This window comes from Mesorhizobium sp. 128a (assembly GCF_053848025.1).
Genome location: NZ_JBSPKY010000001.1, coordinates 50,511 through 64,398, shown reverse-complemented (window position 1 = coordinate 64,398; position 13,888 = coordinate 50,511). Strand labels below are relative to the sequence as shown.

At 62.3% G+C, this 13,888-nt stretch carries 14 protein-coding genes and 1 pseudogene; 13 read left to right on the top strand and 2 right to left on the bottom strand.

What is annotated here, in order from left to right; translation table 11 throughout:
- The first annotated feature begins 34 nt into the window (after positions 1-34).
- From ACWTU9_RS00270 to ACWTU9_RS00235, 8 genes are all read left to right on the top strand, one after another.
- Positions 35-1,366 (top strand): ABC transporter substrate-binding protein, encoded by a 1,332-nt coding sequence (locus ACWTU9_RS00270; protein ID WP_455856599.1) that lies wholly within the window; start codon positions 35-37, stop codon positions 1,364-1,366.
- Positions 1,367-1,431: 65 nt separating this feature from the next.
- Positions 1,432-2,223 (top strand): ABC transporter ATP-binding protein, encoded by a 792-nt coding sequence (locus tag ACWTU9_RS00265; protein WP_455856598.1) that lies wholly within the window; start codon positions 1,432-1,434, stop codon positions 2,221-2,223.
- On the top strand, positions 2,220-3,467 hold the full coding sequence (locus ACWTU9_RS00260) for an SfnB family sulfur acquisition oxidoreductase (RefSeq protein WP_455856597.1): 1,248 nt from the start codon (positions 2,220-2,222) through the stop codon (positions 3,465-3,467). The genes ACWTU9_RS00265 and ACWTU9_RS00260 overlap by 4 nt, the downstream gene beginning before the upstream one ends.
- Positions 3,468-3,500: 33 nt before the next feature.
- A complete protein-coding gene (gene ssuD, locus ACWTU9_RS00255; RefSeq protein WP_455856596.1) occupies positions 3,501-4,676 on the top strand; it encodes an FMNH2-dependent alkanesulfonate monooxygenase in 1,176 nt (391 codons plus the stop codon).
- An 11-nt stretch (positions 4,677-4,687) separates the two neighbouring features.
- Positions 4,688-6,100 carry an FAD/NAD(P)-binding protein gene (locus tag ACWTU9_RS00250; protein WP_455856595.1) on the top strand — a complete coding sequence of 471 codons (1,413 nt, stop codon included), beginning with the start codon at positions 4,688-4,690 and terminating at the stop codon, positions 6,098-6,100.
- A 27-nt stretch (positions 6,101-6,127) separates the two neighbouring features.
- Positions 6,128-6,634, top strand: coding sequence for a flavin reductase family protein (locus ACWTU9_RS00245; RefSeq protein WP_455856594.1), 507 nt, complete (start codon positions 6,128-6,130; stop codon positions 6,632-6,634).
- A gap of 385 nt (positions 6,635-7,019) precedes the next feature.
- Positions 7,020-7,313: a GYD domain-containing protein gene (locus ACWTU9_RS00240; protein WP_352558530.1), complete on the top strand. Its 294-nt coding sequence runs from the start codon at positions 7,020-7,022 to the stop codon at positions 7,311-7,313.
- A 159-nt stretch (positions 7,314-7,472) separates the two neighbouring features.
- Positions 7,473-7,757, top strand: a complete 285-nt coding sequence (locus tag ACWTU9_RS00235) for a LysR substrate-binding domain-containing protein (RefSeq protein WP_455856593.1) — start codon at positions 7,473-7,475, stop codon at positions 7,755-7,757.
- Here the strand turns inward: ACWTU9_RS00235 and ACWTU9_RS00230 are convergent.
- Positions 7,693-8,169: a DUF6314 family protein gene (locus ACWTU9_RS00230; protein WP_455856592.1), complete on the bottom strand. Its 477-nt coding sequence runs from the start codon at positions 8,167-8,169 to the stop codon at positions 7,693-7,695. The genes ACWTU9_RS00235 and ACWTU9_RS00230 overlap by 65 nt on opposite strands.
- 478 nt (positions 8,170-8,647) lie before the next feature.
- Here ACWTU9_RS00230 and ACWTU9_RS00225 point away from each other — a divergent pair, with 478 nt between their 5' ends.
- Positions 8,648-9,118: a hypothetical protein gene (locus ACWTU9_RS00225; RefSeq protein WP_455856591.1), complete on the top strand. Its 471-nt coding sequence runs from the start codon at positions 8,648-8,650 to the stop codon at positions 9,116-9,118.
- Between the two features lie 117 nt (positions 9,119-9,235).
- Here ACWTU9_RS00225 and ACWTU9_RS00220 read toward each other — a convergent pair.
- Positions 9,236-9,428 (bottom strand): annotated as a pseudogene (locus ACWTU9_RS00220) (SDR family oxidoreductase); the annotation flags it as partial.
- A 41-nt stretch (positions 9,429-9,469) separates the two neighbouring features.
- On the opposite strand from ACWTU9_RS00220, the gene ACWTU9_RS00215 reads away from it, so the two are divergent.
- From ACWTU9_RS00215 to ACWTU9_RS00200, 4 genes are all read left to right on the top strand, one after another.
- Positions 9,470-9,742 carry a hypothetical protein gene (locus ACWTU9_RS00215; protein WP_455856590.1) on the top strand — a complete coding sequence of 91 codons (273 nt, stop codon included), beginning with the start codon at positions 9,470-9,472 and terminating at the stop codon, positions 9,740-9,742.
- A 178-nt stretch (positions 9,743-9,920) separates the two neighbouring features.
- The gene (locus ACWTU9_RS00210) at positions 9,921-11,315 is read left to right on the top strand and encodes a multicopper oxidase family protein (protein WP_455856589.1); all 1,395 of its coding nucleotides are present in this window, start codon (positions 9,921-9,923) and stop codon (positions 11,313-11,315) included.
- 153 nt (positions 11,316-11,468) lie between these two features.
- Positions 11,469-12,782 (top strand): NAD(P)H-dependent oxidoreductase, encoded by a 1,314-nt coding sequence (locus tag ACWTU9_RS00205; protein ID WP_455856588.1) that lies wholly within the window; start codon positions 11,469-11,471, stop codon positions 12,780-12,782.
- Positions 12,783-13,007: 225 nt separating this feature from the next.
- Complete coding sequence (locus ACWTU9_RS00200; protein ID WP_455856587.1) at positions 13,008-13,886, top strand: MBL fold metallo-hydrolase; 879 nt, start codon at positions 13,008-13,010, stop codon at positions 13,884-13,886.
- The last annotated feature ends 2 nt before the right edge of the window (positions 13,887-13,888 follow it).

Sequence of the window (13,888 nt, the reverse complement as noted above, 5' to 3'; positions counted from 1 at the left end):
TCTCACGGACCCACAACCTCAGGAGACGAAACTCATGACCTTCTTCAGTCACCTCAAGAAAGCGGCGATCGCCACCGCTTTCGTGCTCGGCACGACAGCTGTGCACGCCGACGAACAGTATTTCCCGCTGCAGAGCTACCGCGTCGGCCCCTACGCCGCCGGCGGCACCGGCTTCTTCGGCGGCTTCATCGACTATCTCAACCTGATCAACATCCGCGACGGCGGCGTCAATGGCGTCAAGCTGACCTGGAGCGAGGGCGAGACCCAGTATGAGGTCGAGAAGGGCGTCGAGGTCTACGAACGATTGAAGAGCAATCAGGGCATCGCCGCCTGGAACCCGCTGTCGGTCGGCATCGCCTACGCCATGATCGACCGCATCACCGACGACAAGGTGCCGCTGATCACCATCAACCACGGCCGCACCGACACCACCGACGGGCGCGTGTTTCCTTACGTCTTCCCGCTGCTGCTCAATCCCTACAGCGAAACCTCGGGCATCGTGAACTATATCGCCTCCAAGGAAGGCGGCCTGGACAAGCTCAAGGGCAAGAAGATCGTGGTGCTCTATCACGGCTCGCCCTACGGCAAGGAGACGATCCCGATCTATGAGCTGCTTTCCCAGAAATATGGCTTCGAACTGTCGCAGATCGAGGTTCCGCATCCGGGCAACGAACAGCAGGCGCAGTGGCTGACGATCCGTCGCGAGCATCCCGACTATGTCGTGCTGCGCGGCTGGGGCGTGATGAACCCGGTCGCTCTGAAGACCGCCCAGAAGACCGGCTTCCCGGCCGATCACATCGTCGGCAATGTCTGGTCCAACTCCGAAGAGGACGTCATCCCCGCCGGTGACGCCGCCAAGGGCTATACAGCGATCACCACCCAAGCGTCGGGCGCCGATTATCCGGTCGTCAAGGAGATCGTCAAGACGGTCTACGACGCCGGCAAGGGTAATCTCGAGGACAAGAGCCGCATTGGCTCGGTCTACCACAATCTCGGCATCGTCAACGGCATCCTCAATGTCGAAGCCATCCGCATCGCGCAGGCCAAATTCGGCAATCGCACGCTGACCGGCGATGAGGTTCGCTGGGGCTTCGAACATCTCAAGCTCGACCCGGCGCGCGTCGAGGCACTCGGCGCCAAGGACCTGTTCCACTCCATCAACGTCTCCTGGGACAATCACGAGGGTGACGGCTACGTGACCTTCCAGCAGTGGGACGGCAAGAAGTGGAACGTCGTCTCCGACTGGATCGCGCCCGACTGGAAGCTGCTGCGCCCTATCATCGAGAAGTCGTCCGAGGCCTATGCCAAGGAAAAGGGTCTTAAGATCCGCACGGCCGAAGACGCCGATGCGGTGGTCAGCAACTGAGTTTGACGACCTCACGGCCGGCTCTCGGGCCGGCCGTGCCATCCATCTTCCCCGCGGAGTTATCGATGTCCAGCCCGGAAAATCCGATCCTGTCAGTCAGCCGCGTGGAGGCCGTCTACAACGGCGCCATCGCCGCCCTGCACGGCGTCGACCTGACGGTCAGCAGAGGCGAGATCGTCGCGCTGCTCGGCTCCAATGGCGCCGGCAAGACGACGCTGTTGCGCGCCGCATCCAATCTTCTGCCGGCAGAGCGCGGCTCTGTCACGGCGGGCCGGATCATTTTCGATGGCGAGGATGTTTCCAGGGCAAGCCCCTCGCACCTCGTCCGCAAGGGCCTGGTCCAGGTGCTCGAGGGCAGGCACTGTTTCCGGTCGCTAACGGTCGAGGAGAACCTTCTGACCGGGGCGCTGGGGCGTTCGTCCTCGCGCGCTGGCGTAAAGACCGACCTTGAGCGTGTCTACACTCTGTTTCCGAGGCTTCTCGAGAAACGGCGCACGCGGTCCGGCCTCACGTCCGGCGGCGAGCAGCAGATGACGGCCATCGGTCGCGGGCTGATGTCACGGCCGAAACTCTTCGTGCTCGACGAGCCTTCGATGGGGCTGGCGCCGCTGATCGTCGACGAGATTTTTAGCGCTTTGAAGCGGCTCAATCGGGACGAAGGTCTTTCGATCCTTGTCGCCGAGCAGAATTCGGCAGTGGCGCTGAAATATGCCGACCGCGCCACCGTGCTCGAAAACGGAAAAAGCGTGCTGGAAGGGTCGGCTGCCGACCTGCGCCAGCGCGACGACATCAAGACCTACTATCTCGGCGGCGCGCCGCTTCCATCGCAACATTTTCCTCAGGAGACCGCAGCATGACCATCCAATCCAAGCAGCCGTCCGACGCGCGCGTCGCCGTGCCTCCGGTCGAGCGCCCGTCGGCCAAGGCGCATGTCATCAAGACCGATGCCGAGGCGATCGCCGTTGCCGAAAAACTGGCCGTTGAGTTTGCCAGGGAAGCCTCGAAGCGGGACCGCGAGCGCATCTGGCCGAAGGAAGAGCTCGATGCGTTTTCGCAGAGCGGCCTGTGGTCGATCAATGTGCCGAAGGCCTATGGCGGCCCGGAGGTCTCCTATGTGACGCTGTCGAAGGTAATCACCATCATCTCGGCGGCCGATCCCTCGCTCGGTCAGATTCCGCAGAACCATCTCGGTGTCGTTGCCGCTATCCGCACCGTCTCGGACGAGGCCCAGAAGAAGCTGCTCTTTGCCGAGGCGCTATCCGGCACCCGCTTCGGCAACGCGTTTTCCGAGTTCGGCTCCAAGCGTGCCGCCGACTTCGAGACCAAGTTCGTCGATGCCGGTGACCATGTCGTCGTCAACGGCCAGAAATTCTATTCAAGCGGCGCGCTGCTTGCCCATCTGGTGCCGATCGTGGCGCTCGATGACGAGGGCCGCGCCTGGTATGCCATCGCTGATCGCGGCGCCCCCGGATTGACCGTCATCGACGACTGGTCGAGCTTCGGCCAGAAGACGACGTTGTCCGGCACTGTCCTGCTCGACAATGTGAAGGTGCCGAAGACGCATCTGGTTCCCGGCTACAAGGGTTACGACAAGCCGACAGCGGACGGACCGATCTTCCAGATCATCCAGGCCGCGGTCGATCTCGGCATCGCCAAGGCGGCGATCGACGAGACGGTCAGCTTCGTGCGCACCAAATCGCGCGCATGGATCGACAGCGGTGTCGATCATGCCTGGCAGGATCCCTATACGATCCAGGCTATCGGCGATCTTCGCCTGCGGGCCAATGCGGCCGAGGCGGTTCTGGAAAAGGCCGGCCTCGCGGTCGATCGTGCCGTGGCCGATCCGAACGAGAAGACCGTCGCGGAAGCGCAGATCGCGGTTGCCGAATCCAAAATCCTCACCACCGAGATCGCCATCAACGCCACCAACAAACTGTTCGAACTCGCCGGCACGCGATCGACACTGGCCGAGCACAATCTCGATCGCCATTGGCGCAATGCCCGCACCCACACGCTGCACGATCCGGTGCGCTGGAAATACGCGATCCTCGGCAACTATTACCTGAACGACGTCAACCCTCCGCTCCACGCCTGGAGCTGAGCAAGAACGCCGTAAAGTCACAAAGGACTATTCATGAGCACTGCCATTCCCGACAGGATCAAGGTCCTGTGGTTTCTCCCGACGCATGGCGACAGCCGCTATCTCGGCACCTCCGAGGGCGGCAGGGCGGTCGATCTGCCCTATCTCACCCAGGTCGCCAAAGCCGCTGACGCCATCGGTTATTATGGCGCGTTGCTGCCGACCGGACGCAGTTGTGAGGACAGCTGGGTGGTGGCGTCGGCGCTGGCGCCGCTGACACAGCGGCTACGCTTCCTCGTCGCGGTGCGGCCGGGACTGCAATCGCCGACGCTCGCGGCACGCATGACCTCGACGCTCGACCGCATTTCAGGTGGGCGCTTGCTGATCAACGTGGTCACTGGCGGCGATCCGGTGGAGAACAAGGGCGACGGCATCTTCCTCAGCCATGACGAGCGCTATGAGGTAACGCGGGAATTCCTCGACATCTACAAGGCGGTGCTCAGCGGCGAAACCGTCGCCTTCGAGGGCAAGCATTTCCGGATCGAGGACGGACGACTGCTGTTTCCGCCGGTGCAGACGCCACATCCGCCGCTCTATTTCGGCGGCTCGTCGGAAGCAGCCAACGCAGTCGCTGCCGAGCAGATCGACAAATACCTGACCTGGGGCGAGCCGCCGGCGGACGTCGCTGCCAAGGTTGACCATGTGCGCGACCTTGCCGAGAAAGCCGGACGCGACGTGAGCTTCGGCATCAGGCTTCACGTCATCGTCCGCGAAACCAATGACGAGGCCTGGGCGGACGCAGACCGCCTGATCAGCCGCTTGGACGACAAGACGATCGCCGAGGCGCAAAAGGTTTTCGCGCGCATGGATTCGGTCGGCCAGTCGCGCATGAGCCGATTGCATGGGGGCAGCCGCGACAAGCTCGAAATCAGCCCGAACCTGTGGGCCGGCGTTGGCCTGGTGCGCGGTGGCGCCGGCACCGCATTGGTCGGCGACGCGGCGACGGTGGCGGAGCGGATCGACGAATACCGGCGCATCGGCATCGATACGTTCATCCTGTCCGGCTATCCGCATCTGGAGGAAGCCTATCGCTTCGGTGAACTGGTGCTGCCGCTGCTGCCGCTCGATCACGAAATCTCGACTCGGCCGACGACCGTGAACATGGGGCCGTTCGGCGAGACCGTAGCCGGCGATCATCGACCATCGCCGCTCCGCGCGAGCCAATCTTGAGGGCTTCCCACATGGCAAGGAGACCGGCGGTCGCCATCATCGGCGGCGGCTTTTCCGGCGCCGCAACCGCCTTTCACCTGGCGCGGCTGTTGCCGGCCGGCGCGGCCGATATCGTTGTCGTCGAACCGCGTGACGGGCTCGGCTATGGTCTTGCCTATTCCACGGCCGATCCCTCGCACCGCATCAACGTGCGGGCATCCAGAATGACTCTGATCTCAGGGGAGGACGGCCATTTTTCCGACTGGCTGGAGCGGACCGAGGCCATTCTGGACGATATGCAGGCCATCGCCGCCAGCGGCGCGGTCTACCCGCAGCGTCGGGTCTTCGGCCGCTATGTCGAATCCCACCTGCAGCCCTTCCTGCAGGGCAAAGCGATCCGCCATGTCAGGGCCGAAGTTGCTTCGGTCGAGCGCAGTAGCGAGGGCTACCGGCTCGTCCTGTCCGATGGCGCGACGCTTGCCGCCGATGCAGTGGTGATCGCGGCGACGCATCCATTGCCGGCGTTGCCGGCGCCGCTGCACAGCGTGGCCGCCGCCGGGCTGGTGGGCAATCCCTACGATCTCGAACGGCTGCAGGCGATTGGTCGCGATGACCATGTTCTCATCGTCGGCACCGGGCTGACCTCGGCAGACGTCATCGCCACGCTCGATCGCGGAGATCATCGAGGCCGCATCGTCGCACTGTCGCGCCATGGCTATCGCTCGCGTGTGCAAGCCGCGATGCAGGGCGACCCGATCGGCGACTTCACCAGCCTGCCTTCGCGCAGCGCGACAGAGCTGCTCCGGCGCATCCGAGCTACGATCGCGGCTGCGACGCGACAGGGCGAAGACTGGTATCCCGTCCTCGACGCTGTCCGGCGTCAGGGGCAGTTCATCTGGCAGGCCTTGCCGCTCGCCGAGCAGCGCCGCGTGGTGCGCCATCTTCGCGCGCTCTGGGACGTGCATCGCTTCCGCATCGCGCCACAGGTAGCGGCCGTGCTGGATCGCCGCCTTGCCGAGGGCACGCTCGCCTATCGCGCCGCATCGATTGTCGCGGCCGAAGGGGCCGACGGGCGTATCCGCGTCACACAGCGGCCAAGGCGCCGACACGACCTCATCGTCGAAGCGTTCGACAGCGTGATCGTGACGACCGGTCCGGCGCACGCCGATATTCTTCGCGCCAACACGGCGATTGCCACCCTTGGACATCTGGGCCTGGTCCGTCTTGACCCGACCGGCCTTGGTCTCGACACCGACAGCCACGGCCGCGCGGTCGGCGCGTCGGGCCGCCCGGCCGACAATATTTTCGTCAGCGGACCGTTGGCACGCGGTAGCGTCGGCGAACTGATGGGCATTCCTGAAGTCACCGCGCATGCCGAGGGCATCGCTGCCGAAATTCACCAATGGTTGGGATACCAGACGGCTTCGCGTCGCAAGGCGTCGTGAAGCCGCGAACAAGATGAGGCTATCCAGATGACACTCACCGAACGCATTCTCCTGGATGAAACTCGGATTCCCTTGAAATTCGCCATGCGACACCTGGCCGGAGCCGTGTCCGTGGTCACCGCAGGTATTGGCGACGAGCGGACGGGCGCTACCGTTACCACCGCCCACTCCTTGTCGGTCGAACCGGAGGTGATGGTCGTCAGCATCAATTTGAGTTCGTCGACTTGGGCAGCCATCAGCCGGCACCGGCACTTCTGCGTGAATGTGCTGCGCGCCGACCAGATCGCGATTGCCGACCGCTTCGCAGGGCGCGGTGGCCTCAAGGGTCCGGCGCGTTACGAGGGAGCGCGCTGGTCCAGCCTTGCAAGCGGCGCACTGGCACTCGACGGGGCGCTTGCAGCCGTCGACTGCACGGTCGAGGATACGATTATTCGCCACAGCCACGCGCTGGTCCTCGGCAGCGTCCAGCATGTGGTGAGCGGAGAACCCGGCCCAGCACTGATCTATCATCACGGCGCGTATGGTTCGTCGTAAACGCCTGTCGGTCCTTCCAATTGGTGGCGCAGGGATCCAAGCGTTCGACGCCACAACGCGTGGTGCCTTGAGGAGAGAAGGAGAATGGCCGGGTAGGTCCAGGCCGAACGCCCTAAGGCGCGCACACCAGAGGTTTCAGTCCCTTTGATCGACCGTCACAACGTAACAAATATTGTCGTAAATCATTGATTTTATTGATATAAGTTAGAGTTCAATCCTCTCTCGCAGCACCAGTCTATCTCCCTGAAATCATTGAAGCCCTTGATTTGCAAGGCATGGCCTTGCTTGCCCCAAGTGGTTCGCGCACCTGACTCGTGATATCGTAGTTCCGGGAGACGGCGGACGCGCCGTGAGTGCCCGCCCGCTCCCATCATGGGAGGAACAAATGGCTTATTACGTATTGCTCTCGAATTTCACAGATCAAGGTATCAAGAGCATAAAGGATACTCAGAAACGTGCTGAGGCCTTCAAGGCGATGGCCAGCAAGAACGGCATCAAGGTTCACACCCTGTTGTGGACGCTTGGTCAGCATGATGTTGTGGCGATTGCCGAAGCCGACGACGACATTGCTGCGACCGCACTAGCCTTATCGATCGCATCGCTAGGCAACATCAGGACTCAGACATTGAGAGCGTTCGACGCGGCGGATATGGCCAAGATAATGGCAAAGATGGTCTGACCGCCGCTGTGCTGCCTTGCGCAGACGATTGAAGCCGACCGCTGAGCCGAACGGCGGCAGGCCCGTCTGTTTTCCATTAAGCGAAACCCCGGCGAGCCGGGGTTTCTATCGACAGGTGAGAGCTGGAATCTGGTCGACCGGCAAGGCCAAGCAACATCGGTGCGCATCAATCCAATCGTTCGCGCCAACAACGGCGATGTCCTGCGCGAGCTTGCCGTTCAAGGCCTGGCCATCGTGCTCGGCCTGTCATTCATTGTCGATGATGATATTGCCACCGGCCGACTGGTACCAATCTTGGAAGGATGGAGCATGACCGGCTTCAGCCTCGCCGCGATTTATCTCCGCCGGAAATTCCTGCCCGCGAAAGTCCGGGTCTTTATCAATTACCTGGAAGAGGTTTCGCGCGCCCAACATTCCCGGCATCAAGGCGATGGAACCGGCTGAAGCTAGCATAATTCTTGCGCGGGCCTTTGACCCGCCACGCCTCGGCCCATTCGTCCGGGCCGCGAAACAAGAAGCGCCCGGCATAGACATCGGCGCCGCAATGATGCTGGACGCTTTGCGCAGCCTTCGGCTCGAGGAGGATGAATTCGCTGCCGTCGGCACGAAGAATCCGGATCGAATGGTCGCGCAACTCAAGCCGGTAGGCCCTGCTCGCCGGCATCGCATGAGCGCCGATTTGCATGACGCCGCGCTCGGTGAATGCATCGGCAGTGACGGCAGCGTTGCCGGTGAAATTGTATGTCGCACCGGCAAGGAAATCGATGATCGTGCGGCGGACCGTCCAGTCGCCGGCAAGGCTGTCGGCGATGCTGTTCCACGGCCTGGCGTCGGCGCCGGCCGCACCTTCGGTCAAATGGATGCGATCCACATCATACCCGTGACATACAGCGCTTCGCTTCGTGCGGGGATAACACTAAAGGCCCGGACAGCGTCGGGCAAAGCCATTCGACCGTGACGCCTGTCAGGCCACAAGACTGCCGGGTGGCTTCGTTTCATAAAGGCCGTCTGACAACAGACTCCAGCCCTGCACGGCGGCATGCAGGACGTGCCGCATCCGAATTCGTGGCCCGGTATTCGACGATCGCAAAGTCACTCCGGGCCGCCATGTCTTCGCTCCAGCCGGTGTGCGGCCGAAAAGTTCTTGCTTGGAGTGAACAAACTCACAGTCCGAAAGCAACATTTCTGTGTAGCAATCGCGATCGGCAACACATCATTGCCGACGCGCTCGAATTTATTGATGTCTTGAGCAACGATTTTTAACAGGCGGGGAGGGTGAAATGGCCAAGAATTGGGAATTAAGGATTACGCGTACTGGTGAGCAGACCAGAGGCGTGAAGCGCAGAACAGTGGGCAAATATGAAGTCTTTCATGACGGTGTCAAAGTCGCCGGTCTTTCCGGAGTGACTGCCGAAACGAAAGGTCCAGGCGACAACAGCACTGCCGGTAACAATCGCTGTGTCGAGGTCGGCACCTATAATGTGTTCACCCAGGCCGGCGCCAAATATGTGACGATCGGCTACACGTCGAACGTCAACCCGGCGGCGCTCAAGCGCCCCGGCCTTTTGTTGCTGCCGACCGGCAAACGGGTCGGGATCCTGATGCATCCGGGCCGAGGCTTCCTGTCTTCGATCGGCTGCATCAACTCGGCGACCAAGCTTGCAGCCGCCACCGACGACATCAATTTTGTCGACAGCCGCCAGCGCGTCATCGCCATCATCGATGACATGAAGGCGTTTCTTGGCGCGTCCTTCCCGGGCAGCAACGGCGTCAAGATCCCGAACGCGACGATCGTGATCAGATAAGCAATTCCAGGAAAAGAGTGAGCGGTTTTCCGTCCGGAATTGCGTCAAAACAAAAAGACAAAGCGGCTCATCTTTTCGCAGAAACGGTGAGCCGCTTAGCGGTAAAGCGCCGGCGGTTCAGGCCACCGACCAGCCACCATCGACCAGGATGTTGGCGCCGGTGATCAGCGATGCCGCCGGCGAGGCCAGGAACACCACGGTTCCGGCAACGTCGATCGGGTCGCCGATGCGGCTCAGCGGGATGTGGCCCCAGCACATGCGCCTGGAAATCCGGCTCGGCCAGCGAGGGCCGCGTGCCGTCGGTCCAGATGAGGTCGGTGCGAGGCGGCGAGAATTATCTGGTCCCCATCGATGCCGACGTCTCATCGCTCGATGATCCTGCGCGAGGCGATCGTGGTGCAAAAGAAGATCAAGGCTGTGCCGGCTGTCGCCTTTACACAGGACCTATGCGACGTGCTGGTCGATCTCGGCGCCGTCCACAAGGACAAGGTAATGGCGCAGGAAGCGATAGCTGCTTGTCAGGACGCGCTCGTCATCTTCCGCGAGCACAAGATGGACGATCTCGCCGCCGGCTCCGAAAAGAACCTCGCCGAAGCGCAGGCGTTGCTGGCCGAATTGCATTGAGACCCGAGCCGCGCATCGGGTGCGGATAAAGGGGCCGCCACGCCGGCGTTCACAATGGTGCGCAAGCAAATGTCATCGCTCGCCATGGTATGACCGAGATGCGATATGCCAAAATCCGCATTTGCGCCGGTCGCCGTCCCAGTCTAGGTCATGCGCAGTGTTTCAGTCGGAGCGCCTTATGACCGTACTCACCCGCCGCGGGCTTTTGAAAACGGCCGCGGTTGCCGGGGCGAGCGGCGTTGGGCTCGCAGCCATGGCCAGGCTCGGCGGCTGGGCCGCGGCCAGCCCGGAACCTGTGGTGCTCAAGACGGCAAAGATCCAGGCTAAGCTCATGGATGTCGGCCAGACTCGCGATGTGCTGACGTATGGCGAAGCTGGAATGCCGCCGGTGCTGCGGATGAAAAAGGGCGAACCTTTCGCGGCACGCCTTGTCAACGGCATCGACGATCCGACGACGATCCACTGGCACGGCATCCGCGTCCCAAACAAGATGGACGGCGTCCCCTTCCTGGTTCAGTCTTACGTCTATACCGGCGATCATTTCGACTACGCCTTCACCCCGCCCGACGCCGGCACTTTCTGGTATCACCCGCATTGCAACACGCTGGAGCAGATGGGCCATGGCCTGACCGGCGTGATCGTGGTCGAAAACCCCGGCGATCCGGCATTCGACGCCGAAGCGGTGGTCAATCTGCGTGACTGGCGTCTCGGCGACGATGCCCAGTTCATCCAGCAGTTTCGGCCGCGCTATGCCGCAAAGACCGGCACCTATGGCACGGTGCGCACGGCCAACTGGCTCGACCAGCCGCAATTCGACGCGCCGGCCGGCGGGCTGGTTCGGCTGCGGGTCGCGATCACCGATGTCACCCGCATCTACGCCTTTCGGGTCGAGGGCGCGGTATCGGCGGTCATCGCGCTCGACGGCAATCCGGTGCCGCAGCGTTTTGCGCCCGATGCCTTGCTGCTTGGACCGGGGCAGCGCATGGAACTCGCCATCCGCATGCCCGACCAGGAGGGCGCGATCGTCAGCCTGGGCGATGTCAGGGGCACCAAGCCGAAAACCCTGGCCACCTTGCGGGCGACAGGAAGTTCTCTCAAACGTGATGTGCGCGACCTGGCGCCCCTGGAGACTAATCCAGTCGCGGAGGTAGATCTCTCCAGTGCCCAGCATATTGCCCTCTCGCTCAGCGCCACGGCGGAAAATGTGCCGAGCGACAGCATATGCGGCACGCTTGGCTACTCCTTCTGGGCCATCAACAAGGTGCCGTGGCCGGGCGACACGCCTGACCCGACCGCACCGCTGGCCGAACTGAAACTCGGCAAAAGTTATGTCGTCGATATGGAGAATCTGACGCCGCAATCGCATCCGATCCATCTGCATGGCATGAGCTTCAAGGTGCTGTCGTCCTCGACGCGCCAGGTTCAGCCTGTCATCTCCGACACCTATCTCATCCAGCCCAACGAGAAGGTGCAACTCGGCTTCGTCGCGGACAATCCCGGGGACTGGCTGCTGCATTGCCACATCATCGAGCATCAGAAAACCGGCATGACCAGCTACGTCAGAGTGGTTTGACGCGGTACCTGCTCATCCGGCGTCTGCGACGAGGGGAGCACGCTCGGCAGACCTTATTGTCGGAGAAATTGCCGCTGTCCTCCGGTTTCGTTGGCAAAGCAGGGCAGTTCCCTGCTATTCCCGCCTGCAAATCAAGAAACCACGGATATCTGCATGACCAATGTCGCCCTGACCGGACTGGCCCGCGATCTCGCAAGGCGCGCCGCCGAAGGCCGCCCGGTGCGCATCGGCGTCATAGGCTCCGGCGAAATGGGCACCGATCTGGTCACGCAAGGCATGCTGATGCCGGGCATCTCGGTCTCGGCGATTTCCACCCGCCGTCCGCATACAGCCCGCGACGCTATCCGCATCGCCTATGGCGATGAGGCGATGGCGGTCGAGGCCGACGCCGCGTCGAAGGTCACCGCGGCGATCGAGGCCGGAAAAATCGCCATCACCTCAAACGAGATGCTGGTCACCAATCCGCTGATCGACGTTGTCATCGACGCCACCGGAAAACCCGGGGTCGCCGCCGATTTCGACCTGAAGGCGATGGAACACGGCAAGCATCTGGTGATGATGAATGTCGAGGCCGACGTCACCATTGGCTGCTATCTCAAGCAGCAGGCGGACCGGCTCGGCGTCGTCTATTCGGTCGGCGCCGGCGACGAACCGTCGAGCTGCATGGAACTAATCGAGTTCGCTTCGGCGCTCGGCTACACCATCGTCTCCGCCGGCAAGGGCAAGAACAACCCGCTCAACCACGACGCGGTGCCGGACGACTATCGCGAGGAAGCGATCCGCCGCAACATGAACCCGCGCATGCTGGTCGAGTTCGTCGACGGTTCGAAAACCATGGTCGAGATGTGCGCCATCGCCAACGCCACCGGCCTGGTGCCCGATGTGCCCGGCATGCACGGTCCCAAGGCCGACCGCGACCAGCTGGCAAAAGTGCTCATCCCACGCGCCGATGGTGGCATCCTGTCGAAGAAGGGCGTCGTCGACTACACGATCGGAAAGGGCGTGGCGCCCGGCGTCTTCGTTATCGTCGAGGCGACGCATCCACGCATCGTCGAGCGCATGGACGATCTGCATATCGGTCACGGTCCCTATTACAGCTTCTTCCGGCCCTATCATCTGACGTCGCTGGAAGTGCCGCTGACCGCGGCCCGCATCATGCTCTACGGCCGGCCCGACATGGTGCCGCTGCCGAAGCCCGTCGCCGAAGTCTGCGCGGTCGCCAAGCGCGGTCTCGCCGCCGGCGAGACCTTCGATGCCATCGGCGAAACCTGCTACCGTTCCTGGACCATGACCGTCGAAGATGCGCGCGGCAGTCGCGCCGTACCGGTCGGCCTGCTCGAAGGCGGCAAAGTGCTGAAGCCGGTCAGGAAAGGCGAGCTGCTGACCGCCGACAATGCCGCGCCCGACCGGACGACCAAGCTGTTCGCCCTGCGCAAGTTGCAGGATGAGATGCTGTACGGGGGGTGAGCGTCTAACGGGCGCCAGCCCAGCGGCAACCCATCGCCTCGTCATCCTCGGGTCTCCACTGCTCGTCCTGACGCAGATCGTCGGCCGTATTGTCTGATCCATTCAGACAGTCTGTATTTTTGATCAGTGTTTTTCAAACGGTGAGGCGGTGCCAATCTCCCGCAATCACTTGAACCCGATTTGAGGATTGAAATCTTGCAGACCGTTTGGACAAGACGCGAAACCATGAAAACCCTTTTGACAACAGGCGTGATTGCCCTGCTGCAGCCTCTGGCGTCCGCAGCCAGGGCTGCCGCCAAGCTGAAATGGACTTACCTTCAGGCTGACGAGAACGGTTTTCGCCGCACGCCGGTGCTGCTGACCGGGGAGAAGGAAGCCATCCTGCTTGACGGCGGATTTACGCTGTCCGATGGCCGGGCGGTCGCGGATGCGATCAAGGCGACGGGCAAGACCCTGACCACGATCTATGTCAGTTGCAGCGACCCTGACTATTATTTCGGTCTGCGTCCCATCGCGGATGCCTTCCCGGGCGCCAAAGTCATCGCGGCCGGTGCGACGGTGGCGGCAATCAAGGCCAATGTGCAGGGCAAGCTCGATGTCTGGGGGCCGCAGCTCAAGGACAATGGACCAAATGTCTTGGCGGATGTCGTCATTCCCGACGTTTCCGATGTCACCGCGCTTGAAATCGAAGGAAATGCGGTCGAGATCGTCACCGTTACCGATCTGAAAGACCGGCGCTATCTCTGGGTGCCCAGCCTTGAAGCCGTGTTCGGTGGCGTACTCATCTCGTCGGGCGTGCATGTCTGGGTTGCCGACGAGCCAACAATTGGCGACCGCAAAAAATGGATTGCCGCGCTCGATGAAATCGCTGCGCGCAAACCCAAGATCGTGGTGCCGTCGCATCAGGTCGCCGGTGCGCCGGACGGCTTGGCGGCGGTGGAATTCACCCGCGCCTATCTCGAAGCTTTCAATGAGGAAGCCGACAAGGCGAAATCCAGCGTCGAGCTGATTGCGGCGATGAAGCGGCGCTATCCCGATCTGCTCGACGTCTCGTCGCTGGAGCTGGGCGCAAAGGTCGCCAAGGGTGAAATGAAGTGGGGCTGATG